Annotated in this window: 20 protein-coding genes and 3 pseudogenes; all 23 read right to left on the reverse strand. The window is 53.4% G+C overall.

What is annotated here, in order from left to right:
* Positions 1 to 110: 110 nt before the first annotated feature.
* The 23 genes and pseudogenes from R2K26_RS11030 to R2K26_RS11135 all read right to left on the reverse strand — a co-directional run bounded on the left by R2K26_RS11030 (position 111) and on the right by R2K26_RS11135 (position 24,323).
* Positions 111 to 524 carry a dUTP diphosphatase gene (locus R2K26_RS11030; RefSeq protein ID WP_008394486.1) on the reverse strand — a complete coding sequence of 138 codons (414 nt, stop codon included), beginning with the start codon at positions 522 to 524 and terminating at the stop codon, positions 111 to 113.
* Positions 521 to 1,288, reverse strand: a complete 768-nt coding sequence (locus tag R2K26_RS11035; protein ID WP_316521547.1) for an FAD-dependent thymidylate synthase — start codon at positions 1,286 to 1,288, stop codon at positions 521 to 523. The genes R2K26_RS11030 and R2K26_RS11035 overlap by 4 nt, the downstream gene beginning before the upstream one ends.
* Positions 1,275 to 1,469 carry a hypothetical protein gene (locus R2K26_RS11040; RefSeq protein WP_243164763.1) on the reverse strand — a complete coding sequence of 65 codons (195 nt, stop codon included), beginning with the start codon at positions 1,467 to 1,469 and terminating at the stop codon, positions 1,275 to 1,277. Before R2K26_RS11040 ends, R2K26_RS11035 begins: the two co-directional genes overlap by 14 nt.
* A gap of 200 nt (positions 1,470 to 1,669) precedes the next feature.
* Entirely contained in the window at positions 1,670 to 3,031 is a 1,362-nt protein-coding gene (locus R2K26_RS11045) for an RNA-binding domain-containing protein (RefSeq protein WP_330590974.1), read from the reverse strand.
* A 576-nt stretch (positions 3,032 to 3,607) separates the two neighbouring features.
* Positions 3,608 to 4,090 (reverse strand): hypothetical protein, encoded by a 483-nt coding sequence (locus R2K26_RS11050; RefSeq protein WP_173870706.1) that lies wholly within the window; start codon positions 4,088 to 4,090, stop codon positions 3,608 to 3,610.
* 68 nt (positions 4,091 to 4,158) lie between these two features.
* Positions 4,159 to 9,120: a class B sortase gene (gene srtB / locus R2K26_RS11055; protein ID WP_396897245.1), complete on the reverse strand. Its 4,962-nt coding sequence runs from the start codon at positions 9,118 to 9,120 to the stop codon at positions 4,159 to 4,161.
* A gap of 51 nt (positions 9,121 to 9,171) precedes the next feature.
* A complete protein-coding gene (locus R2K26_RS11060; protein WP_316521077.1) occupies positions 9,172 to 10,344 on the reverse strand; it encodes a DUF4366 domain-containing protein in 1,173 nt (390 codons plus the stop codon).
* A complete protein-coding gene (locus R2K26_RS11065) occupies positions 10,334 to 10,591 on the reverse strand; it encodes a DUF4315 family protein (RefSeq protein ID WP_183775351.1) in 258 nt (85 codons plus the stop codon). Before R2K26_RS11065 ends, R2K26_RS11060 begins: the two co-directional genes overlap by 11 nt.
* Before the next feature lie 17 nt (positions 10,592 to 10,608).
* Complete coding sequence (locus R2K26_RS11070) at positions 10,609 to 13,125, reverse strand: CD1108 family mobile element protein (protein WP_316521081.1); 2,517 nt, start codon at positions 13,123 to 13,125, stop codon at positions 10,609 to 10,611.
* Positions 13,126 to 13,158: 33 nt separating this feature from the next.
* Positions 13,159 to 14,355 (reverse strand): VirB4-like conjugal transfer ATPase, CD1110 family, encoded by a 1,197-nt coding sequence (locus R2K26_RS15465; protein WP_396897248.1) that lies wholly within the window; start codon positions 14,353 to 14,355, stop codon positions 13,159 to 13,161.
* Between the two features lie 9 nt (positions 14,356 to 14,364).
* Positions 14,365 to 16,047 (reverse strand): annotated as a pseudogene (locus R2K26_RS15470) (VirB4-like conjugal transfer ATPase, CD1110 family); the annotation flags it as partial.
* Complete coding sequence (locus R2K26_RS11080; protein WP_316521089.1) at positions 15,950 to 16,381, reverse strand: PrgI family protein; 432 nt, start codon at positions 16,379 to 16,381, stop codon at positions 15,950 to 15,952. The gene R2K26_RS11080 and the pseudogene R2K26_RS15470, both read right to left, overlap by 98 nt.
* Before the next feature lie 78 nt (positions 16,382 to 16,459).
* Complete coding sequence (locus R2K26_RS11085; protein WP_316521091.1) at positions 16,460 to 17,203, reverse strand: hypothetical protein; 744 nt, start codon at positions 17,201 to 17,203, stop codon at positions 16,460 to 16,462.
* A gap of 2 nt (positions 17,204 to 17,205) precedes the next feature.
* Entirely contained in the window at positions 17,206 to 17,769 is a 564-nt protein-coding gene (locus tag R2K26_RS11090; RefSeq protein WP_283680695.1) for an MT-A70 family methyltransferase, read from the reverse strand.
* Positions 17,769 to 18,218 (reverse strand): SpoVG family protein, encoded by a 450-nt coding sequence (locus R2K26_RS11095; RefSeq protein WP_008394467.1) that lies wholly within the window; start codon positions 18,216 to 18,218, stop codon positions 17,769 to 17,771. Before R2K26_RS11095 ends, R2K26_RS11090 begins: the two co-directional genes overlap by 1 nt.
* A 31-nt stretch (positions 18,219 to 18,249) precedes the next feature.
* A complete protein-coding gene (locus R2K26_RS11100; protein ID WP_008394466.1) occupies positions 18,250 to 19,113 on the reverse strand; it encodes a VirB6/TrbL-like conjugal transfer protein, CD1112 family in 864 nt (287 codons plus the stop codon).
* A gap of 6 nt (positions 19,114 to 19,119) precedes the next feature.
* Entirely contained in the window at positions 19,120 to 19,332 is a 213-nt protein-coding gene (locus tag R2K26_RS11105; RefSeq protein WP_117493307.1) for a Maff2 family mobile element protein, read from the reverse strand.
* Between the two features lie 246 nt (positions 19,333 to 19,578).
* A pseudogene (locus R2K26_RS11110) lies at positions 19,579 to 20,982 on the reverse strand (VirD4-like conjugal transfer protein, CD1115 family); the annotation flags it as partial.
* A 328-nt stretch (positions 20,983 to 21,310) separates the two neighbouring features.
* A pseudogene (locus R2K26_RS11115) lies at positions 21,311 to 21,766 on the reverse strand (type IV secretory system conjugative DNA transfer family protein); the annotation flags it as partial.
* Complete coding sequence (locus R2K26_RS11120) at positions 21,763 to 22,233, reverse strand: PcfB family protein (protein ID WP_316521102.1); 471 nt, start codon at positions 22,231 to 22,233, stop codon at positions 21,763 to 21,765. The pseudogene R2K26_RS11115 and the gene R2K26_RS11120, both read right to left, overlap by 4 nt.
* 40 nt (positions 22,234 to 22,273) lie before the next feature.
* On the reverse strand, positions 22,274 to 23,080 hold the full coding sequence (locus R2K26_RS11125; RefSeq protein ID WP_316521104.1) for a hypothetical protein: 807 nt from the start codon (positions 23,078 to 23,080) through the stop codon (positions 22,274 to 22,276).
* A gap of 14 nt (positions 23,081 to 23,094) precedes the next feature.
* A complete protein-coding gene (locus R2K26_RS11130; protein ID WP_316521106.1) occupies positions 23,095 to 23,520 on the reverse strand; it encodes a DUF3846 domain-containing protein in 426 nt (141 codons plus the stop codon).
* Complete coding sequence (locus R2K26_RS11135; protein WP_316521109.1) at positions 23,517 to 24,323, reverse strand: hypothetical protein; 807 nt, start codon at positions 24,321 to 24,323, stop codon at positions 23,517 to 23,519. Before R2K26_RS11135 ends, R2K26_RS11130 begins: the two co-directional genes overlap by 4 nt.
* Positions 24,324 to 24,334: the final 11 nt, after the last annotated feature.

Here is a 24,334-nt window from a genome sequence, read left to right on the forward strand (position 1 = left end):
TATTTTGCTCCCGGATATAACCAATATTATATAGGATTGGTTACATCTGTATAGTACCTGGCCTTATTTTTAAGTTATCCACACAGAAAATATTTATACAAAGACAAAAGTTATTTCCCCGTGCTGCCGAAAGCACCCTTGCCGCGTTCGCCGCCCAGGTCATTTACAAAGTCCGCGATCACCACGGGCATGATGATAAGCTGCCCGATCCTGGAATCTTTCGGAAGCGTCCGGGCCTCATTTCCCACATTGCTGACAATGGCATGGATTTCGCCCCGGTAGCCGGAATCCACAGGGGGCAGTTCACAGACCACCCCTTTTGCCGCAAGGCTGCTCCTTGGGAACACATAGGCAGCATAGCCGTCCGGCACCTCCAGGCCAAAGCCCAGCGGGATTTTAGCGATCCCGCCAGGCTCCAGGGTACAGTCAAATGGCATATAGACATCCGCCCCGGCGTCATTGGCGTGGGAGCGGAGGGGACGGTGGTTCTCCGGCAGCCCGAAATCAATGATCCTGATTTTCACTGGCGGCCTCCTTCCAGTGCGGCAGGATAGTCCTGGCGCAGCAGGTCAAGAGGCAGCGCCCCTTTTTCACACGGGCAGCCGCAGGACATATCTTTTTCCAGACATCCCTCCCGCTGGCAGAAGGGACCGGCAAGTTCCGGGCTAAATAGTTCCGGGTCCAGCGCATACAGGTCCGCCCATATTTTCAGCAGGACAAAGCGTGTTTCATCCGTATTGCGGCGGCAAGTCCGCTGGCCGATCATGTGCTTCCACTGGTAAGGCGTGGCGCTGATTATCAGCACATTGCGGAGGCTCTGCGGGGCAAGGTACCCCGCGGCGTCCCTGGAAATCCCGCAGGCGCCTATATCCGCGTAATGCTCCATGGCAGCCCGGCATTTTTTCAGGTAAAAATCATGCACCCACTGGCTGGCCGTAAGGATTTCATAAGGCACCACAAAATCGGCCTGCCCCGCGTAATTGCTGTATTGCAGGGACGCACTGATAAATTTGACTTCATTTTGGTGCCGGGTGATCTGCGCCAGAAAACGCCTGCTGGCGCCCACAACCGCCACCGTGATAACCGAAAACTTCTGTACGGCAGGATGAGGCAGAGAGGCAATCCGTTTGACCGTTTCGGAAGTATAGCCTTTCTCATAAAGAGCCAGAAGGTCATCCATAGAATGGATCTTATGGCCCCGCTGGGTGAGCCTGGCCGCAAACACCATGTTTTTCTCCGCTTCCTGTACCGCAGTGCAGTTCAAAATTTTTGTTTCAATCTGGTTGATGTTCCAATTCCTCCTTTATCACAGCTTTTAGTAAGAACAGATAGTTGAGGCTGTCGGTAATCTTTTCCTCCCAGACAGCCAGCTCAAAAGTTTTCCGGTCTGAAAAGCACATATCATAAATGGAGATGATGTGCTTTGCCATCATACCGGCAAGCGCCCGCTGGGGTGTTGCGTGCTGCAAAGCAGCAGCCGCCTTAAATGCCCCCAGCCGGTCCGTATCATCCCCGGTATATTCCTTGGTTTTCTTCTGCAGCGTGTCAGCGCAAAGCCTCACCTGCTCGTCAAATACGGCGTTGACTTCTGTTTGTGTAATATAGCATCCCTCCTAACTAAAAACAGCCGACTGGATTTTTCCAATCGGCTGTGCAGCATATCGTTTATTTATAATGGTATATAGTTGGTGCCTCTGCCTTTTCCATTCTGCTTTAGCAGATTGCTTTTTACCAGCTTTTTCAGGACTCTGGCAGCAGTAGAGATACTCACTTCGAGCAGTCCCATGACTTCATTTCTTGTAACAGCACCATGTGTCCGGGCATATTCCAACACTTTTTCTTCTCCGGCACTTAATGGCGTGCCAACAGGAGTATGTGCGGATGGCTCTGCTGGAAGAACAGATTCAGCGCCTTTTTCATATTTGGCGTTAATATTCGGCAGTATGATCTTAAAGGCGTTTTTTGTGGTTTCAATCACAGGCTTTTCCACCATGCCTTCGTATGCCTTCATAATTTTTCCCATTCCGGTACCATAAGCCTCAATCAAATGTAAACGATAAAACACATTCGCAAGGTCCTGGTTCCGGCATACGGAAATACCTACCATAATATCTTCCAGGTCAATTCCCGGCATCAAGCCGCCAATGGACACAAATTCAATCCTGTCCGCATAAATACTGATAAGTGCGCTGGCACTAAAGGAATAATCCCGGTGGACCAGCAGATTCAGCAATGCTTCCCGGACAGCGATTTCAGGGTAATCCCGGACATCAATCCTTAGCAGTTTTTCTATGGTTGCACGGGTCTGATTGCGGAAGTCAATAAAATCATACACTTCGTTCATCTGGCGCAGCAGCGACCCGCTAAATTCCCGGCGGTCCTTAAATACCGTCTGGTCTGTCCCCTGAAAAACTGCGACCTTAATCGTATGGACGCATTGGTCGGACAGAAGCAGCCCTAAGTTGCTATAAAGGTTATCCTGATCGACCAGCTTCAAAGTACGCATTTGCTGCGGACCAAATTCTACATTCCGAAGGTCAAATTCTTTTTTCGCAGCTTCAAATGTGAGTTCTTGGTTCAGAGAGCGCATGGCTTCAAAGCGGTCCCCATCCGTTTCTTTAATCATACGGCGGATTGCCGTATCCGTAGCAGGAACCGAAGAATAACCCTGCCTGACATAGACGCCTTCTGGCCGCATCCCTTTTTTGGCAAGATAATAAGGCCGGTCCGTTCCGCGCTGAATATCTACAGCAACAATGTCTTTTCCATTTTCTTCAATCGTCTTATAATGCACGAACATTGTTACATCCGGTTTGATGGCATCCCGTACCATATTGCTGATTTGCAAAGATACACCGTCCGGGTCATCCACTCCGACTACCGTGCCGTCATCCTGGACGCCAATATACAGTTTTCCGCCGTCACAGTTAGCAAAAGCAATGATCTCTTTTTTGATTTCGTCCACAACAACTTCTTTCAGTTCTATGGTCTCACTTTCCCGAAAAAGCATACTGCCATCTCCTTCATTCATATTAACGCTCCTATTATAGCAAATCGGTTCAATCGTGTCAACGAGCCTGAACCGATTATGAACCGATTATGAACCGATACTTTTATGAGGTTCACAAAAACGGGTGCATTGCAGCAGTCTTTTAACACAAAAAGGTGCTTTTCCGTTCATAATATTGTCATATCCAATCGTTTCTATTCAGTTTTCTAACCAGGCAGTGACACGATTGAACCGATAAATAACACCATAAGAACCCTATCGAAATTGCGGTGCCGTATAACATTCGGGACAAATCAAAAAATATCATGCAACGGCTTCCATACAGTATTCGTTGTGTTTTATACAGTCAGCAGATAAATCCAATCGTGCATCAGGCGCACACCGGGTTTGGCCTCCCACGGGAGCAGCCAGAAAGCGCACTTAGAATACACCGTGCGATTATCCTCATTGTCAATGAAATCTCTGGCTAAACTAAATTGTGATTTTGGTTTGGCCGGAATATTTGCCGCAATTCAAGCGGCTATTCTAACCAATCTAACCATCATTGTTAGCAGGTGGTTAGATTGATGGTTAGAAAAAAGAAGCAAAGCACATATTTTACGCCGTAGGCAGGTACACCCAATCGTGCATCAGGCACACGCTGGGTTCGTCCTCACGCGGGATTAGCCGGAAGGCGCACTCGGAATACACCGTGCGCTTATCCTCAAATTCCATGTTGTAGGCTTTATAAAAGCGGTATTCCAGATTGGAGATCACGCACCGGAGCATTTGAAGGGCCTCCCGCTGGGAGGTGACAATGCAATCCCGGTCAATGCTGCGTTTCAGGGCCAGCAGGGATTTATAAAGCTGCACTTCCGTCCGGTAAGGGCGGGCATACCGATGATCCAGCCAGCCGCAGAAGGCCACCGGGCCGCTCTCGACCACATGCGCCTCCGGGTGGTGGAAGCCATAGCTGTCCAGGTTGGCGGTATTCAGAAGATAGAGCATTTCTTTCAGCTCCGCGCTGGGCATATCGTAAAACCGCAGCATGGAGCGGTAGAGATGGACATATCCGGGAATGGGAACAATGTTATTTACCATTGCAAATCCTCCATATATAGAGATAGGCGCGGGAGCATCCGGCATCCCGCGCCATCTTACGAAAAATGTTATTCAGTTACAGCTACCAGCCTGCCCATGACGATGAAGCGGTCAGCGCCGCCATTGGTGCAGGTGGAAAGGGTCAGTACCTTGTCACTGGAAGTGACGGAAACGCCGGTTTCAATCATAGAGCGTTCCTGCATCGCGGAAAGCCAGGTCGTATATGCGCCGCTGTCTTTCCATTCCAGCGCCCAAGGAGAAGTTTCGCTGCCGGATTCCTCCGGGCTTGCCACAAACGCGGAAAATACTTCGGCTACATAGCCGCCCTCCGGCGTTACCAGGTACATTTCCGGGTGTTCGTCATAGTAAGCCTGCGCTTTGTATTCCACCAGCGTGGAGAACATAGAGCCGTCACGCATGTTGTGCCCGTAGATGATCGTGTTGTTGTCGGAAAAATCCTCCGCGTTTTCATAGTCGATGAACAGGCAGCCCACCTTGTTTGCCGTACCGTCATACAGGTGTTTCAGGTAGTAGCTGTTATCCTCGCCCTGTGTTACCGGGTACTGAATGACCGTGCCGGGAAGCTCCAGCCACGCCTTGACATCCTGCCCCTGGGCCAGCAGGCTTTCAAAATCCACCGTGGGAAGGGAAACGGAGGAAGCGCCGGTTTCCTCCGGCGCCTCCGCGTTCTCTTTTTCCCCGTCCGTTTCTGCCGGGGTGACATATTCCGAAAGACCGGCATAGGTATCGGCGCTTTCCTTGTACTGGCCGATCTCCCGCGCCAGCATGAAGCCGCTGCCTACCGTCATGGCAATGCAGATCAGAAGCGCGCCGGCTGCCGCTTTGCGGCGCCCGGTACTGGCCTTCTGTCCCTTTTTCTTGTAAGCGCACAGGAAAAGGGCAATGCCGCTGCCGACCACCGCTGCGCCCAACACGCCGATCCAGATATACAGGTTATAATCATCGCCTGTCTGCGGGACCGGCTTGGAAGGATTGGAAGGCGTTGCCGGGCTATCCGGGTTATCCGGCGTATCAGGCGTTTCCGGGGTTTCTTCCTCCGGCTTTTCATTAAAGAAGCTCACCTCGGCAGTTTCATCGGCCTTGATCTCCACCGTGGCGCCATCCGGGATGATATAGTCCTCGCTGGCCTTATTTTTCACCTCGGTCACAGTGTATTTGCCCACGCGCAGCCCTTCGATCAGGATGATACCATCCTCCGGGCTTGTGAAAGTCTCGCAGTAGGTGCCATCTTCACTTTTCACCTCAAAGGCAAAGCCGTCCTTGCGGCCATCACTGGAATCCTTCGTGATTTTCAGGTTTCCGCGGTACGCCTCATTGACAAATCCGCGGCCGGATTCGCCATTTTCCACAACGACAACCTGCCCATCCGTGGTGATCTCAAAATAGTAGGCGTTGGGGTCCAGTTTGTGACCCTCCGGGGCAGTTTTCTCTTTGACAAAATAGCCCTTCGCCAAAAGGCCGCTCATTTCATGGAACCCTTCATCGGTTTCCGTCAGCTCCCCGATCAGGGCGTCGCCTTCATCAAATGCCTTATCGCCGTTGGTGTCCTCGTAAAGCTCAAAGACGGCGCCGGGCAGCCGGTGGAGGAACGGGTTGTCTGCGGAATCCTCGCCGGTATCGTCAGCAGCGTTTTCTTCCGTTTCGCCAGCCTCACTTTCAGAAGGGGTTTCCCCGTTCTCCTGGATAGACTTCAATTCGTCCACAGCCTCGGTCTTGATGACCTGCACCGTACCGTGGATCAGGGTATTGTCGATTTCAATTTCAATGGCCTGCCCATCCGTGCCGATATAGACATGGTGCTGTTCCGGGCTGATGGAGTACAGGGACGAAGGGCTGGCAATCTCCTTGATGATCCAATGGCCGAAAGGCACGTCCTCAAAGGAGAAGGCGCCGTTTTCCCCGGAAGTCGTCACCAGCAGGGCATTTTCCTCGGTAAATTCTTCCGTGCCGGGAGCAAACAGGCCGATCAGCGCGCCCTCCAGGGTAAGGTCCTCACCGCCTTCGGGGTCCTCGCCGTATTTCACACCGTCAATGCGCCCGCGGATCATCTCATTGGAAATGGCCTCGCCGTCATTGACCGCAACCGTAACCAGAGCGGTTTCCTGCCCGGCATACGCAAAGACTACCGGGTACTGCTGATCGGAAAGAACAAATGCCTCATTGGTGGTGCGCTCCTGGACATAGAAGCTGCCAAAAGGCAGGTCGGAGGCAAAGGCAGCCGAATACTGGCCGGGCGCGTCCTCCACCGGCGCAACCGCCACGACTTCCAGAAGCCCGCCTGCCGGAATCACGCTGCCGTCCAGGGCAGTCAAGTCCTCCGAAGCGTACAGGCCAAAGGAAATATCCTTGTATTCCTCGCCAAGCCCAATGCCAAAGGTTTCATCTGTTTCCAGGGATTTCAGAAGGTCGATCTCCACCTTCTGGCGTTCATCATAAAGCCCAATGGCCGCCTGGGTGATTTCTACCTCCTGACCGGCATAGGTAAGCTCGGTATAAATCGGCGTGGGGTCCAGCACCATGCCCTCCGGCGCCTGGCGTTCCTCCAGACGGTAGCGGCCCAGGTATTGCGGTTCGCTGACCGCCGTTCCGTCCTCCCCGGTGGTAAGGGTAGCGACTACCGTATCTTTTGCCACCCGCAGCGTGCCGTCGCCGGTATAAATATCTTCATCGGCAATCAGGTCATACACAGCTCCAGGCTGTCCAACTACCTCATAAACCGGCTGATAGAAGCCATCGTTTTCCTGCACGCTGGCAAAAGCCTCGCCGGATTTGCTGATGGTAAGCTGGGCTTTCTGCGGCTGGTTGTACTGTACGACGGTAACGACCGCCTCGGAACCATCTACTGTGAAAGGCACCGGCTCGTCAGAAAGGACATACCCTTCCGGGGCTGTTACTTCGTAAAGTTCAAATTCGTGGGCGGGCAGCGGCTCCGGCAGCATCAGCCAGCCTTCATCCGAAGTGTAAAATACGTCAATGGTTTCAGGGTTGGGATAGTAGATCTCCTGGCTGATAAATTCGCCGGTGGTAAGGTCCTTAATACGGAAGCCCGTACCGGCCATAGGAATGATCTCACCGGTTTCCGCGTCTCGTTTTTCCACACGCACCCTTGCAGTAATGGCGTCATTGTTCAGGATATAGGAGTAGGTCTTTCCGTTCTCGCTGATAAATACCGTGAAATCCGGCACAAAGGCTTTATCGTCCTCGCCCGCGGTCTGATGGACGGTATAGCGGCCATAGGGCATATCCTTGGAGGCGGCAAAGCCGTCCGCATCTGTCGTCAGGATGTCACGCTCGCTTTCTTTGGCGTTTTCATAACTGCCCGCACTTGTCAGATAAACTTCAAATACTGCGCCTTCCTCCGGCTTTTCCACCATACCGGCATTGGCGTCGTCACTGTGTTCCTCGTCCGATACATCCGGGTCCGGGTCATCCGTATGCTTCACAAGCTGGATATTACCGCGGATCACCGTTTCCGGCAGCGTATTTTCCGTGGTATTCAGCTCGATTTCATAAAGGGAAGGAGAAGCGCCCACCTCATGCACCGTTTCATCCAGCAGGTAGCCGGGGCTTGGGGAAATCTCCTGCAAGGTCCAGTCATCCCCGCAAGGATAGTAGCCGGTGGCAAAGCTGCCGTCCGGCCCGGTGGTAAAGGTATCTACAAGCTCCCCGCCTTTATACAGGCCATAGACGGCCCCCGCAAGGGAAGCGTCTCCCTGGGCCTCGCCGGTTTCCGCATCTACCTTGTGGCCTTCCACGCGGAACTTCTTCAGGATATTGGAAAACTGGACGCTGGCGGTCTGGCCGCTCTCAATGGTGATATACTGTGCGGCAGGCGTCACATAACGGTCAATGGGCTGCTCTGTTACAAGATAGGTGCCGGGCAGAAGATCCAGGGACACCGTGCCGTCCGCGCCGGTGACAACCGATTCCTCCACGCCGTTGCCGCTGATGGTAAAGGGAATCCCCTCAACAATACCGTCCTCGCTGGTCTTTACGATCTTTGCCTTGCCATAAGTTTCCGTCTTGATCTGCATATAGAAGGAAACGGGGTCTTTGGCGCCCGTCATCATGGTCTGCCAGCCCTCGCGCCCCCAGATCAGCATGGCCTCGCCGATAGGCACATTTTTGCGGAATTGAAGCGCCACCGGGGATTCCAGCATTTCTTTACTGGTGAAGGTATAGCTGTTGCCGCTGCGGGTCACGGAGATCCCGCTTGCAGTAAGGGCCTCCAGGTCGATATTTAAGTTGTTGGCATCGGTCAGAGTCAGGGTATAAACCTTGGCATTGGAATCCCATTTCAGTTCATGCACCGGGGCGCTTTCTGCGGTTGTCCCGGCAAAGGAAGGGATAGTGGAATGGGAAGCGATCTGCTCCAGAATCCAGTAATAGACCTGCTCGGCAGGGCGTCCCTGCACAATGCGGAAGAAAGTATTTTCCGCAACACTTCCATTGTCGTGGCGGCTGGCAGCGTCGCTGCGGAGCTGCTGCTGGTATTCCCAAATGATACACTGCGCTGCCATGTACCAGTCATCAGCGTTGATACCAGCCATGGGGAGGGAAGCCCCAGGCTGCCAGCCATACAGGGAGGCCAGCATGATCCCGCGACGGGAAGCCTCCGGCAACTGGTTGAAATACTGGCTGTTGTCCGTCTGTTCGGAATAATAGCCATCGTCTGAATCACCGAACCGGATGCCGCTCTCAATGCAGTACACCCAGCGGAATCCGCCGCCATCCGTGTTCAGCACGAAATGACGGTAGGCCACATTCCCACCATGATACACATAGGAAGTGGAACCATCGTCGTGGTAGGTCATCGTGTAATAGCCAGATGGGGAATAATAGGGCTGCCCGTCTGAGCCAATGACCGTATCGCCATAAGCGGAGCTGGCCTGCTGGCCTTCCGAAGCCGCAAACGCGCTGACCGGTAAGATCCCCACCAAAAGCAGCAGACAAAGGAAACCGGCCAAAAGCCGGGAAAGGCCATGGCCGCGCATAGATTTTGTATTCAAGCTGTAATCCTCACTTTCATAAAATTTGTTTGGGAAACGGAAAGGACGGCGTTATCTGCCGTCCTGTGTGGATTCTTCATCCTCGTCATAAGAAGGCTCATCGCTGTATGCCAAATCCTGCTCATAATCTTCACCGTAACCGTCATCCTCGAACTCGTCCTCATCCATAGCCGCCTGCTGTTTCGGGCGCACGATCTTGAAGTAGTAGCCCAGCCCGCCAGCGGCCGCAAGAGCGATCACCAGGAAGATAATCATGCCGGTATTGCCGCCGGATTTCTCCGGCTCTGCTTCCGGCTGTTCGGTTTCTTCCGGCGCCGGTTCTTCCGTCACTTTGCCCAGGCAGCCGTTCAGGTCATTTTTGCAGACCGGGCAATCGGTATTCACCGCGCCCGCCTCGCATTTTTCCGGACAGTTGCAGGTGACAACCTCAATGGCGCTTTCGCCGCCATTATCCTGCTGGGCCAGGGAGAGCAGATCTTCCTCCGTAACGCCATTCAGGAAGTAGACGTTTTCCGAATCCCGCTTCCCGTCAATGATAAGGTAAAACACATTTCCATCTGCGGTGGTGATGGTATAAAACTGCTTATCATCTTCCTGTCCGGTAGCTGAGTCCAGGACCGTGCCGGTGCCTTCCGGGGTAAAAGCCCCTTCCGGCACAGCCGACTCCGTTTCGTCCTCCGCGGCAGGGCTTTCAGAAGAAGCCTCTGTTTCTGCCTGGGAGGTCGAAGGGGTCCCGGCGGCCTGGCTGCTTTCCGAATTGCTTGAACTGCTGGACGCATTGTTTGCCAAAGGAGAAGGCGCGGGTGGCGTGGAAGGCGCAGCCTGGGTTTCCCCACTGGAAGATTGGGGCGCGGCAGAGGAAGCCGCCTGGATCTGCGCCGGTTCCTCATAATAAGGGTTATCCAGCTTTACCTCTTTGGAGCGGTTGCCGGAATAGTCCACCGCGTAAACCGTCACTTCCTTGCCGTCCCCGGCATAATCCTTCAAGGCCACGGTACCCTTGCCGTTGACAAGGCTGTTGATCCGGGTCCCGTCCACATACACCGCCTCCACGCCGGACATATCATCGCTGGCCTCCACCGCCAGCTTATCGTCCTTTAAGGCCGCGGTAAGGGTGGGCGGCGTGGTATCGCTGCCCGTGGAAGCGTAAGCGGTGACAGGCAGGGCAACGGCGCTCATGCAAAGCACAAGCGCCGCCAGAACATTCCTCACTTTATTCTTCATGGCCGGCCTCCTGTTCTCCCGCAGGAGGGGCGGCCTCCGGGACCGTAAGGGTCCCAGCCCTGTGCGCCTTCAAAAATTCCGCCAGCTCCTTCGGGGTCAGGTGGAAATCACGGCCAATATCGCCGTAATCCTCGTTCTCCAGCCGGGTCTTTTCCTCTTTGAAAAGCTCCAGCTTTTTTTGCAGGTCTGCGATTTTCTTTTCCGTTTTTTCTATATCCCTTGCGAGTTTGTCAATTTTGGGATTCAATTTATTACCTCCGATCTTTAATTGGTTGAGATACGCCCAAATGCGTAAAAATGTTCGGTCCAGTAGGATGTATTGATATTGGCATACTGTACCGGGTCCCCGGCATGGATCATCTGCCCGTTGCCGATATAGATCCCTACATGGGTTACAGGCGTGCCCGCCGAGTAGGTGCCGGTGAAGAAAATCAGGTCTCCCGGCTGGGCGTTCTCTCTGGAAACAGGGGTGCTCATGTTGAAAAGCCCCTGGGCTGTGGAGCGTCCCACACTGGCAACACCGCTCTGATTGAGGACATAGGAAACAAAGCCGCTGCAATCAAAGCTGTTTGGTCCCGAAGCGCCGAACACATAAGGCTTTCCGAGATGTTTCTGCGCCTCCGTAATCAGCGCCGCATAATCGCCATCGCCCATAGGAGCGCCGGGATATGCGGGGATTTCCGGCCCGCCCGCGCTTCCAGGGATCAGGCTGGTTCCGGTATGGTCGCCGGTATCGGTAAAATACAGGGGATTAAGGTACTGCCCATCCACCAGCACTTCCAGGTGAAGGTGCGGCCCGGTGGAATCACCGGTGCTGCCCACTTTGGCAATGACATCCCCCTGTTTGACTTCCTGCCCGGCAGACACCAGAAGTTCCGAGCAGTGGGCGTATTTTGTGGTAAGGGTCCGCCCGTCCTCCATGGCGCCCTCCAGCACCACGATCAGCCCGTAGCTGCCTGCTTCCCCGGCCTGCGTTACCACGCCGTCATGCCCGGCCAAAATCTCCGTGCCTTGGGGCATCCCAATATCCACCGCCTTATGATAGTTCTTTTCTCCGCTGATGGGGTGGACGCGGTAGCCATAGTAGCTTGTGACATAAGGGAGCCAGTTGGTATCGCCAAACACGTTAGAGACATACTGGCGGTTGCCCTTCGTCATCATCAGGATATTAAAAAGCTGGGCCTGTTCCGTGTCCATACGGGCGGCGATCACATCCGTAAAGGATTTGGCCGTCAGGTTGATATTGAGAATCCGCCACTCGTAGGTCACTTCTACCTCATAAGTCTCGCCGGTACTGGGGTCCGTCCGGGTTTCCGTGCGGGTGCGGGTCTCCACTTCCTCCACAAATTCGAGGGAATACTGCTCGGCAAAGATCTCCTGCAGCACCGCCTCAATATCCTCATACTGGAAGGCTTGATAGGACGCGGTGAGGAATCCCATCAGCTCAAAGGGGTTGTGCCCGATATTACCCACATGGTAGCGGTATTCATCATAGCCGGGGTGGTCTGCTTCGGCATTGTCAATCTGCATCTGCAGGTCGGTTTCCCATTCCGTATAAACCAGCTCGGCATTGTTGATGTCCTGATCTTCCGCGGTATAGCTGGACGCCGCAATCGCGCCGATCCCGCCCGTCCCCATACTGGAACAGGAAGAAAAGAGCGAAAAAATCAGAACGACGATCAGGAACAACAGCGCCGCCATCAGGCAGAGGGCCGGGTGGCGGCTGGCAAAACGGCCAACAGCGCCACCGGCTTTTTTCGTGACAGCGGCAGTTTTCCCGGCAGCCTGCCCGGTGCGCCGGGCGGTCCGGGCAGCTTTGGCGTATTCTCTTTTTAAGCGGTATTTCTGCCACATGCGGGAAAACACATTGCTCCGTAACTGCGGGTTATCATGGAGGGCCTGCTGGTAAGCCGCCCTTGCGCGGGTTTTCACCGTCTTTTTCTGCAGCCGGGACACCTTGCGGTAAGGCGCGGTTTTCCGGCGGTGGTTCAAGGCGCGAAGCCCGCCCTCAGCTACCAGCTCTGTGCGGTGGGCCGCCTCAATGCCCACGTTTTCATGCTCATTCTCATAGATCTTCTTGTGGGCATATCCGATAGCCGCGTTTGCGCCTTTTTTCACTGGGCGCAGAGGTTTGGCGCCTTTTATGTGTTCCTGTTGGGAGATCACCTCTTTTTCAAATTTTAAGCGCCGTTTGGCGTTGCCGGTGGCAGCGTCCGGCTCCACCTCCATCCGCAGTTTCCGCCTGGCCGGAAGATTGGCTTCGGCCTGTTCCAGTTTCCGGGCGGTCCGTTCCGCCTTCTGCTGGGCCTTTACCAGCTTTTTAGCGGGGGCATCCGGCGGCAGCTCGTCCTCAGAGAATTGCAGTTTTGAGGTGCGGGGCTGCTCGGCGGCCGCTTCACTGGCACTGCTGGACTCGGAAAATTTCTGCTGATGCCGAGAACGCCGGCTTCCGGGCTTTTCCCGTAGTTCCTCCTGCGGGGCGTCCTCATGGGCCCGGGGCTGCGAATCCTCCAAAGGGGAAGCCTCCCCATTTTCCACTGGCTCCGCCTGCGGGGTGTCTCCGTCTTTCGGCCTTTGCTGCCGGGTATGGCGGGCTTTGGCCGAAAGGTCCTCCAAAGAGTCAGGAGAATCCCTTGCCTGCCGCAAATCAAAATCCTGCTCCCGGCCGCTGATACGGGTTTCCTCGCCGGAAGCGGCGCCCCGCTCCACCAGCCCGTCACGGGTCATTTTGTGGAATTTCTTTTCCTTTGCCCTAAATTCTTCATCCCTTGGCAACTGCATCACCTCCCATACGCCAGGCGGTGAAGAAGGTTATCACGTCCCGGCCTCCGCGACTTCCTCCGGGCGGGTCGTCATGATCTGGTACAGGCTGGTGTCCTTCGGGAAGTGATCGACAAAGGGGATAATCACATTCCCGAAAAACAAAAGGCCCTCGCCGGGGCCGCTGTGGGTCACATAGGAAAGCTGCGTCGGGCTGATCCCAAGCTGTTTCGCCAAAATCTGCCTGTCTCCCTGGGCCTGGTTCAGCATGTAGATGAAATCCGAGTTTTCAAAGATGTTCTCGATCTCACGGGAGGCCAGCAAATCCTTCACGTTCTGCGTCAGGCCGCTTGGAATCCCGCCCCATTTTCTGAAACGCTTCCAGATCTCAACGGAAAAAGCACCGGTCTGGCCTTTGAGAAGGAGATGAAATTCATCAATATAGAACCAGGTCGTTTTATGTTTCTCACGGTTGGCCGTGACGCGGTTCCACACGGCGTCCTGCATGATAAGCAGCCCAATCTCTTTTAAGGCTTTGCCCAGGGATTTAAGCTGGAAGCACAGGACGCGGTGGCTGTCCATGTCGATATTGCTCCTGTGGTTGAACACATTTAAGCTGCCGTTGACGTAGATTTCAAGGGCGGTGGCGATATTCTGGGCCTCCGGCTCGCTCTGTTTGCGAAGCAGCTCATACAGGTCTCCCAAAATCGGCATATTTTCCGGGCGGGGGTCCTGCAGGTAATCCCGGTACACCAGGCGGGTGCAGCGGTCAATGATGGTTTTCTCGATAGGGGTAAGCCCATCCTTGCCGCCGATAATCAGGTCACACAAAGAGAGGACAAAATCGCTCTTTAATGTAATGGGGTTTTCGTCATCACTGTAATCCAGGTTGATGTCCAGCGGATTGATATAGTTGGAAGAAGTGGGCGAAAGGTCAATGACCTGCCCCTGTTTCCCAAAGCGTTTTACCAGCGGGCCGTATTCATTTTCCGGGTCCGCGATAATGATGGAATCATCCGTTAGCAGGAACACATTGACGATCTCACGCTTGGCGCTGAATGATTTGCCGCTGTTATGGACGACCAGGCCGTTTTCCAGCAGGAAATTCATATAGCGGGGTACGGTAAGATCATACACCGGCACTTTCTCCGGCAGTTTCAGCACCGATACCCGCACTGCCGTATGGCCGCCGCTCAATTTCTGGCCTTCCTTCACATCCACCGCCTGCATGTATTCCCCGGCGTCATCCATAATGAGATGGCTTTCCGTACAGCGGAAAGTGGTGCCGTCCTCCAACGTGATCTGCTTTAAGACATCCGCGTATTTTTCAACGCGAATATCCCGCGCCATGGCGGTGATAACCCGGCCGGTTTCATCATCAAAAGTCTTGACCTCGATTTCCTCTACACCGCGCGCCAGCAGTTCCTCAAAGGAGGCAGCGCTGCCGTCTGCCAAAAGAATCCGGGTATCACCGGCAAAGCAGCCGGGCGTGCCAAGAAACAGTCCATTGGGGTTTTTCAGCAGCTTGCGGTTCGCCATAATCAGGTTTGAGGAAATGGCGTTGAGGCCGTAATACAATGCCTGCCCATCCTGGAACAGTTCGCAGGTGGTAAAGGGTACGAAAATAGCGGTGCTGCTGGTAGTGAGGCCCCGCTGTATCTCGATCTGGTTCTGGCCCAGCGCCAGGGAGGACATAAGGCCCTGTTCCTGCTGGTAGTCCAGGCGTTTCAGCGCGCAGTTATACTTTTGGGCAATGCCGGAGGCGGCCATAATGTCACTGAACAGCTTTTGCCTTTTCGGGGCGATGTTCTGCACCAACACCGTTACCAAAAACATACGCTCATTCCGGGATTGCAGATCTTGAAGCAGGTTTTGGGCTTCCTCCCCGTAGGTGGCAAGGTCCGTGGGAATGATGTCCATATCATATCCGGCCCGCACCGCCTTTTTCTGTTCCTCGATCTTCATTTTCTGCAGGTCGCTCATTTTCCGCTTGATATTGCGGATCGCCGTGGCCTGGTCGATAGACTGGATATGAAGGTTGACCGTCACTGCGTCGTCCAGGTCCAGAAATTCGGCCAGCATCCGGTCCGTCAGCTCCGGCGCTAAGATCTGCAAAAAGGACATGGCGCCGGAATACTCCCCAATGCGGAAGGTCTTGCCATCCTTCGAGAAGGTAAAACTGGTGGGCGCGATAAAATCCTTTGTGGAAAGGCCGGTTTTGGCAAGGTCGCTCCAGGCAAACTTAAATTTCTCCTGGCCGCTTGGGTGGAGCTGGCTGTGCAGAAGCTCCAGCCGTTCCAGCCCGCTTAACGGGACCGCCTGGACGCCCAGGGTCTTAAAGTTGTTCAGCACATCCGTTTCCACGCGCTCCAGCCGCATTTTGGCGGTACGCAGGTCGTCCGCCTCAATGCCAAAAGTGATATACTTGCGTTTGGCAAGGCCGTTGTTGCCTTTTTCGAGCTGGTTTTTAAGCATCTCCGCGTACTCACGCCGGATGTCGTCATACTCGTCCCCCTGGGGCGGGATCGCAATGCTTTTGGAAAAGTCCTGCATATTGGCCCGCTGGTTGATAAAGGTGAGCTGGACGCTGATGGTAGAATCAAAGTAATTGAGAAAATCACAGTAATTCTCGAAAATCTGCGCCTTATCGTCCGCCTGGGCAAGCTGGTAGTTAATATCGAAAAACTGAATGGTCTTGGTGTACAGCTTATCATTGACGCGGCAGATCCCGTCCTTATAGATCTCCCGGTAGGGGATCGTCTGCTGGGCTGTCTGCGGCGCATCCCGCTTTACTCCACTGAAAAAGCCGCCCTTGCCAGGCGGCTTTGCATGAGGCCCAGATTTTTTACCGGCCTTTTTTACTGCGGACCGGTTTTTTCGTGCCTGCTGGATGTTTGCCTGCAGGCGCTTTTCCTGCGCTTCCTGCTGTTTGGTTTTTGGCAATACTTATTTCCTCCTTCTTTGACATGATTTTATAAAAGTTCCGGGTTTTATATGGGCGCGTCTCCGGCCACAGGCGGTGGCGGATCATATTTTTCAGAATCTTCTCCGCGGGCTGGCCGTCACGCTCATACATTGCCATAAAGAAAAAGGGCATCATAAGCCCGATCATCAAAAGCACCGAAGCGGTATTCCCAATCGCCGTGCGGGTGAGAAAATACACCGGCAGGCCAACCGCCCCGGCAATGCTGAAAAAAATAAGCTGCCTTTTCGTCAGATTAAAGGCAACTTTAGTCTTAACCTTCGTCAAATCTTTTGGAACTGGCACATAGGGCAAAAAATCACCTTCTTTCTTTTCTGTATCATAAATTCCCCGTATGACGCAGGCTGTCCGGGGAAACACAAAATGTCGGCATTACCGAACCTGGGGATCTCGGCTTTCTTTTGCGTGGGAACCCTGTGTACTTACCCGCTGGGCGGCTTTTTGCAGCCGGTCATGCACCGACTCCCGCGCCGTTGCTGCCCCTTTCTGGGCAAGGTATTCCGGGCTGCTCTGAATATCTCCGATATATTCCTCCAGAAGATCATCCATATCAATCAGGTCAGATACCGGCTTCGGCCATCTGTCGGCAAGATATTTCAAAGGATTTTCCAGTGACAGCAGCGCTTCCACCTCGATTTTTTCAAAGGTCATACCCTGTGTTATATAAGCGTAGACATCCTGCACAGCCGCAATCTCCGGGGCCTTTTCAATCAGTATCTCTTTATCCATGGAGAGCCAGTCATCCCGAAGGCTTACCCAATTTTGTCCCAGGCGTTTTATCAGGCCAAGCATCCGGTCCGGGGACGTTTTCTCATTGAGCTGTTCAAACCTCTGGAAAGCGTCAATTTTATCCAGCAATTCGCAAATCGGGAAACTGTGTTCGTGTGTGTTTTCTTCCCAGCACCAGTGAGCCACATCCAACGGATCTTGAAAAGACAGCAGAGCCTCTACCTCCGCAGGCGTAAATTCATGCTCAACTTTCAGATAGTAGTGCAGGGCCGCCAAATCCTGCAATTCATAGATACTGCCGATATTCGTGCTGTCCAGCATATCCGCGTGTATTGACAGGCAATCGTCCAGTCTGTCCATCAACAGTTTTTTTGCATCCTGTTCCAAACTCAAATTTCCTCCTTTCCCGCCGGGAGGGTGATCGTGCAATCGACCTCATTGCCCCAGACATCCCATCCCGGCGTTTTCTGACGGGCAAAAAGCTCTACCCTGGGCTGGTCGCCCATCAGCTTAACGATTTTTTCCCGTACAATATCCGGCTTTTTGCTGTGCTGCTCGATATGGGAAATGACAAACTGATGGATTCCGGCGCTCTGCCGTTTCGGATGGCCGCGGGTAGCCAGAAGGCACACTTCCGCGTTAGAGCGCGTCCAGAACCCCATGCCGTAAAACCAGGTGTCCGCTTTGCGGTTTTGTTTCAGCCACAGGAAAGCCAGTGTTTTATACTGGAATCCCCAGGCGTCTATGACACGGAACGCTTCTTTAAGCTGAGGAAATGTACCCCAAAGAAAAAGCGCGCTGTCCTTGGCCGCAAGGTCCGCAACCGGAAGCGCGCAGATTTCTTCAATACTCATTGTGGGATAGTGGTTTTCCGCAACCCCGTGGCCCCGCTTCATATCGTAACGCCAGGGAGGGTCCGCATAGATGATCCCGTATTTTTTAGTCTCCGGCATCAGCGGGAGGGACCGTCTTTGGCGGCGGCTGCCTTCACCGGCTGGCTTTTCACTTTACCGGCGTTCTCTTTCAGCGCCCCGGTCAGCGAAGGTTTTTCTGCGGCGCCTTTCGTAGCCTCCAAAGTCGCCTGCAAGTTTTCAATGGCCGCGCCGTATCCTTCAATCAGCGCTTCATTGAGCTGGCGGCGAAAATCTGCCGTCACCGGCCAGCAGACATCCCTCCAGTTCCCTTTGTTGTCCTGGGTGGAGGGCATATTGACATACAGCCCCTTTTCGCCGGAACAGATCCGAAAGCCGTCGATCTTAAAACAGCCCCCGATGGTGACGTTGGCGTAGGCCAGCAGGTTTCCCATAGGAGCGATAGGCCGGACACGCACGTCCAGCTTGAAAGGCAGGTCCCCGCTTGTTTCCGGGACAGTGGGATTTGCAGCAGTATTGTTATTACTCATAAAACATCTCCTTTACTTTTTAAAACATACGTCAGTGTGCATTGAAAATAGATTTGGATAGCGAACCTGTCTTAAACAGGGCAAAGGCCAGCAGCACCGTATAGCCTGCTGTGCCCCAGATCGCGGCGTGTACGCTGCTGGAAGATGGGATGGATTGGACCAGCACCGCGTAAATCGCAACACAGATCAGGATAAGGAATCCCTGGAAGCCAAGGGCGAACAGGGAGCGCAGGTAATTGGTCCCCATCGCGCCCCATTCGCGGTTGGCAAGTGTGGAAAAAGGAATCGGCGCAATGCTCACGGTCAAATAAATTTCTATCATTCTTCCGTAAACGATCACAAAAATCACGATAGACAAAATCCACATGCACAGATTGATGATATTGGTTTCCAGCCACAGGCCGATCAGCTCCCAGATACCCATGGCTTGAAGCTGCGTTTCCAGGTCGGCCATGGACGCGGCCACATCCAGATTTCCGTTAATGATCCCCGCGCTGTTCGCCACAACCGTCTGCGCCACATCGAATACGGCCATCACAATCGTAAAACAGTTGGTGAGCAGATAGGTGGCAACGAAGGTCTTGAACACCCACTTAAAGATGTTGAAGGTGTCAAATTCGTGCATGTTGTTTTTCTCAAGAATCATCTGGATCAGCTCATACACCAGCACGAAAGTTAAGATCATACCGGCAATGGGCAGCACTACCGTTTCCGATAGCGTCTGGATCATACTGAAAACACCGCCATTCCAGCCCTGGGGCGTCTGGCCTACCTGCGCGGCCACATCGGTTACTTGGTTGTTGACCGATTCAAAGATTCCCGTAAATTGTCCTGTGATGGCGTCGATTAAGCCCTGTTTTATCCAGTCTGTTATCCAGCCAAATAACCAGTCCATGGACGATTAGAACAAGCCCGACAGAAGCGGAATCAGTGTCATCCCTACCACCGCGATACCGCCGCCAGCCATGAGCTGTTTCATACCCTGGCTTTTAGCCCCAGGATTGTCATTTCCATATCCTTCCAGAAGATTGATGACGCCCCACGCGCCCAAACCAGCGCCCAGCGCGACAACCAAAATCTGCAGGGTATCAATAGCAGAAGTGAAAAAACTCATATTAGGGTAATTACCTCCTTATCAAATGAAAAATAATGTTGTGGCCGTTTTTTTGGCCTGAAACGAAAAAAGCCGCCCGCTGCTTGAAAAGAGAACAAACAGCGGGCGGCGAACGCAGGCGTATATCCTGCGGACTGTGAGTAAATTCAGGAGAATCACGGCTCCTTACCAATAGGCACCTCCTTAAAATGGGCATAAAAAAACAAGGCCCGCCGAAAAGAATGGGAAACTTGCAGATCGGCGGGCCTATTCGGTATCGTCTGCGGATTCTTCCGCCAGCTCGGACGGGCTGATCTCATAATTGAGGAACAGGTCGTCCGGCCTCACCCGCAAGCGGGTAGACAGGTATTTCTCTATATCGAAAGTGTTCTTCGGGTTGAAATCCGAAAGGTACTTATAATTGGGGTGTTTTGTAATATCGTACTTTCTGGACAGGAAGGGCCGGACGCCACGCACCTGCAGCAGACACTTCCCACCGTCCATCACAGCCAGCTCGTCCATGGACATCAGATCTTTGCCCAGTTTTTGAAAGTTCTGGCCGTGGGATTCCTGCGTGCCCTTCGTAACGCTGGTGTTATACATATCAATGGTTTCTTTCCCCAGCAGGGCGCTCCAGCTTTTTAGGGTGGTTTCTTCCTTTCCTCCCAGGAATAAGCTGGAATCACAGTTGCCGATAATGGTGTCCATGTTATCCTTATACAGTGCTTTCAACTGGCTCTGCGCCTGCAGCACCAGGCAGGCCGAAATCTCTCTGGACCTGATCGTTGCCATGAGTTTTTCGAGGTTCGGAATCTGCCCAATGTTAGCCGCCTCGTCGATCAGGCAGCGCACATGCACCGGCAGCCGGCCTCCATACTTATCATCCGCTCTTTCACAAAGCAGGTTGAAAAGCTGCGTATAGGCCATGCTCACCAGGAAGTTGAATGTGGCGTCCGTATCGGAAATAATAAAGAACAGCGCTGTTTTCCGATCCCCGACCAAATCCAGCTCCAGCTCGTCATACATGGTGATCTCCCGGACTTCCGCAATATCAAAAGGCGCAAGCCTGGCTCCGCAGCTAATCAAAATCGACTTCGCTGTCTTGCCAGCCGCCAGCTTATATTTTTTATATTGCCGGAGGGCGAAGTGGTCCGGGTCTTTCTGCTCCAAAGCGTCAAAGAGAAGGTCAACCGCGTTTTTGAACGATTCATCATCCTCCCGGACCTCCATGGCATTTATCATTTCTACCAAAGTGGAGAAGTTCTGCTCGTTCTTGGGAGCCTCATAATAGATGTAGCCGATCAGCGCCGTATAAAGCAGCGTTTCGGCCTTCACCCAAAAATCGTCCCCGGATTTTCCTTCCCCTTTGGTATTGGCGATCAACACTGTCACCAGCTTTAATATATCCTTCTCCGAATGTAGATACGCGAAGGGATTATAGTGCATACTTTTCTTAAAGTTAATGGTATTGAATACCTTGATCTGATAAGGCTCATAGATGATCTTGCCTTTCTTATTGCGTAAGGGCTTTCCGTCCTTGCCCAGCCTGGGAGAACCGCGGGAGAGCAGCTTTCCGCACTCCACCAGGACAGTACCCTTCGGATCTGTCACTACATAGGAAGAATGGAGCTGCATCAGGTTCGGCTTAATGAAGAAGCGGGTTTTCTGTTCGTGATTACCGGATAGCTTTTTATCTATCCCTCCGGGGCTTTCGCCCATTTCCATCGGCATGGCGTCCATGCCCGGCATAGCATACCTTTTCACCCAGCAAAGACCGGCAGGCGGCGCGGACTCGTGGAGCCGTTATATTCTGCCGAAACAGGTTCAGGCTCTATGCGTTGCGTGTGGCTTCCTTTTTACGGGCAAGCCTTCCACTCTGATTAGGGCGCGACACCCTCCCAGGTTTCTTCCGCGCTGATACCCTCGACCTGCAGCCGGTATTGGTCGAGGCGGCGAAAGCAACGCCCATTCGCGCATTTCAAGCATTGCCTGTCAGTCCACCACTGCCGCTTCCTCCAACGACAAGGACATTTTTATTCCGGGCAAAAGCCGGATTTTTGGGCCTGCCGGACATCATCAGCCCCTCCGTCTGGGTCAGGATGATGTTGTTTTCCGGCTTGGGGTCCATAAAGGGGGCAATATCCGCCTTTGTGCCCCAGCGGGCGCTCCCGTATTCCACATCCTTCCGGTACTTTTTGGCATTTTTCCCTTTCACATAGACCACCAGACGGACCAGCGCAGCGCCGACCAGCCCAACCAGCCAGTCAACCGCCGCGCCGGGCATAGAAGTCTGAAAGGCCAGGGTAAAGCCATCCGCCAGCCCCAGCAGCTTTGTAGAAGCGTCAATACCAGGGGCCAGCCGCACCGCTTCGCCAACCTTGGCAAAGAACCAAAGGAATATAAGATAAGGGAGGTTCGGAAGCACATACTTTTTCAGAATATCCGTCATCTTCATCGTTCCGGCCCTCCATGCTCCTTGTTTTTTACAGGGTCGCGGGCCAGCTTCCTTGCCATCTCTTTGAATTTCGATAGCTGGGAGAGAAGGGACGGCCTGTTTTCGCGTTTTACCGTCTTTTGCGTATATTTCTTGAAGGCGGCTTCAATCGCGTCAGCCTGGCTTGCCTTAAAATACACGGTCCACTTAGGCGGGGAAACGGTGATGTCTTTCTCCACATGGTAACGGACTTTATATTTCTTCGCGTACCGCTCAAAAGAGCGAATCCGGTCCTCAACCTCGATCTTATGGGCGTCCGGCGTCTGCGCCGTAAGGCGGCGCATACTGTTCCGGCCGACTTTTGGGGTAGTGCGCTCTTTTTCAATCTTCCGCAGGGCGGCGGCAACAGCGGCCCGCATCACACGGCCCGTCAGCTTCGTGGCCTGGATCGTTACGGATATGGATTTCCGTTCAAGTTCTTCCTGCAATCACATCCTCCTTTCGCATGATATATATAATAAGTAGAAATCACCGGACCTCCGTTTGGAGGGTTTGCTGCCGGGGCGTCTTTTCAAAGTCTTTGGCCGCCTGCGCCACCTGCACACGGGCGTGGTCGAGAAACATTTTCAGCATGGATCGGGGGGAATCCCTTTCCACCAGTTCACCGGTCATGCCGCTGCACGCGTCAGGCAGGTAATCCTCAATGCCTTTTAAGGCTTCCTCGTTACTGCCGATAAAGCCCCAGCAGCTATCCTCCAGCTCGCCGTCTTTATACAGTTCAAAACCATACGCCTCGCCGCGAAGGTAGGAATCGTAATATTCCACCTCGCCGCGCATACGGTCCTCCGCCTTCTTCCGGGTAGCGGCAGTGAAGGTCTTGCCGCCAAACTCCCGGAGGGCATCTTCCTTGGAGGCGTAGATCCATCCGACCTGCCCGCTGTCCCAGGGGCAGGAAAAGCCAGTGGTATTCATGGTAATGCCGCTGTGGTCGTAAAGATACAGCGGCAGCATAAGAAACTTCTGTGAGATCACCTTCATCAGCCGTTCATCCACCTCACGCTCATAGGCCGGAGAACCAAAAGGGGCTTTGATCTTGTAATTCATTAGGTCCAGTGCCCGCTCATAACGATGGGCGCCCCGTTCATTGTCACCCACTGTTTTCAGGTACAGGTCCCGGAGAAAGTCATCTTTATCTATGTAATTGTGATGGTCGCCCAGGGAATAGCGCCGGTGGAAGCAGACCATTCTCCCGAAATTATCATCCTCACGGGGATTGAACGGGTCATCGTCCGGCTGGATCACCAGCACATACGGGCCGCGTGTCGCTGTCAGCATCTTTGGCCTCCTTCCTAAAGCTCCGGCCCGGATTTATGGGGCGGCTTCTGTGTCCTCTCTTTATCTTCCGGCGAGGGGACCGGCTGCTTGACGGCAAGGATCTTACCGCCGATCTGCGCAAACGATTCCGGCGCCAGAAATTGCTCCTTATATTTTTCCAGCAGGTCAGGGGGAAGATCTGAAAAACTTTCTTCCCCAAGCCCGGTGATAAGAAAATTACCGGCAATGATGTCGTAAATCTCTCCGGTATCATCCCGAAGCGCACGGTTCAAAGGCAGCCCCAGGAATTTCCCTTCCTCATTGCAGATCAGGGCCACAGGGTCCTCATACGGATAAACCGCCTGGATAGGGCCGTCCACCGCAGCCTGCAAAGATTCAAGCCCCGGCTCAATATCTGTTTCATGGGGGATTTTCCCAGGCTGCACCATTAAAACTTTCATCTATGAATATCCTCCTTTTTCTTATCCGGCGCTTTTAGCGGCGCTGCTTTTTCCTGCCTCTTTGCGTCTGAGAGTTTTTCCAGCACCGAAGCCCGTCCTGTCTTGCCCGAATCACGCCCCGGCGCAGTTACAGTCTTTTCCGGTTCCTGTCCTTCCACGGTATATCCGGGCAAAAGGGCGCCATGTACGGTAAAATGGTCTTTGTATTGCTCTGGGACCGGAGGGGAAATCTCCGTGAACAAATGAGAATAGGCTTTTTTCCGGCCTTCCAGATACTTCATGGCAGCATTTTTATCGGTATAGCGTTTCTGGTTCTGCCCGGCGATCCTTTTTCCGTACCCCCGTTTAGGGGAATTTACATAGACATCCCAGGTGACATACCAGGCAACCGGTATGCTCTGTTTCGTTTCCCGGTCATATTTCGTATCTTCCCAAACACTGCAGGTCATCTTGTAAACGCGGTTGCTGATTACCTCACTATTTCGCCTGTTATCCTTTGATTGCCACTGGTTCGCCGTATGGGAAACCTCCGGTATCCGAAGATATTCCAGCGCCCGGTTGATGGCCTGTGTCGCCGCCGCCTGCTGTTCCCATTGCTTAGCCGCGGCTAAAACGATCTCATAGGCTTTCTGCTCCCCGTCAATATTTCCCTGGCGCATGGCTTCCAAACTTTCCGTGCCCATGGCGATCAGAGCAGAAATATCAATATTTTCGCAGGAAACACTATGTTCCACTTTTAATTCATATCCAGGCTTTAAGTCATCCCCATAACGATAAACACGGTAATCCTTGTTTTCTTCCAAATTTTCACCTC

The sequence above is a fragment of the Neglectibacter sp. CSJ-5 genome, assembly GCF_032490475.1.
Classification (GTDB): domain Bacteria; phylum Bacillota; class Clostridia; order Oscillospirales; family Acutalibacteraceae; genus Hominenteromicrobium; species Hominenteromicrobium mulieris.

Bases quoted from the DNA above. Each gene is read 5' to 3' on its own strand.
- R2K26_RS11045 (WP_330590974.1), bottom strand. From the start codon at position 3,031: ATGAATGAAGGAGATGGCAGTATGCTTTTTCGGGAAAGTGAGACCATA.
- R2K26_RS11050 (WP_173870706.1), bottom strand. From the start codon at position 4,090: ATGGTAAATAACATTGTTCCCATTCCCGGATATGTCCATCTCTACCGC.
- R2K26_RS11060 (WP_316521077.1), bottom strand. From the start codon at position 10,344: ATGAAGAATAAAGTGAGGAATGTTCTGGCGGCGCTTGTGCTTTGCATG.
- R2K26_RS11070 (WP_316521081.1), bottom strand. From the start codon at position 13,125: ATGCAGTTGCCAAGGGATGAAGAATTTAGGGCAAAGGAAAAGAAATTC.
- R2K26_RS15465 (WP_396897248.1), bottom strand. From the start codon at position 14,355: ATGGATGACGCCGGGGAATACATGCAGGCGGTGGATGTGAAGGAAGGC.
- R2K26_RS11090 (WP_283680695.1), bottom strand. From the start codon at position 17,769: ATGCCGGAGACTAAAAAATACGGGATCATCTATGCGGACCCTCCCTGG.
- R2K26_RS11095 (WP_008394467.1), bottom strand. From the start codon at position 18,218: ATGAGTAATAACAATACTGCTGCAAATCCCACTGTCCCGGAAACAAGC.
- R2K26_RS11100 (WP_008394466.1), bottom strand. From the start codon at position 19,113: ATGGACTGGTTATTTGGCTGGATAACAGACTGGATAAAACAGGGCTTA.
- R2K26_RS11105 (WP_117493307.1), bottom strand. From the start codon at position 19,332: ATGAGTTTTTTCACTTCTGCTATTGATACCCTGCAGATTTTGGTTGTC.
- R2K26_RS11125 (WP_316521104.1), bottom strand. From the start codon at position 23,080: ATGCTGACAGCGACACGCGGCCCGTATGTGCTGGTGATCCAGCCGGAC.
- R2K26_RS11130 (WP_316521106.1), bottom strand. From the start codon at position 23,520: ATGAAAGTTTTAATGGTGCAGCCTGGGAAAATCCCCCATGAAACAGAT.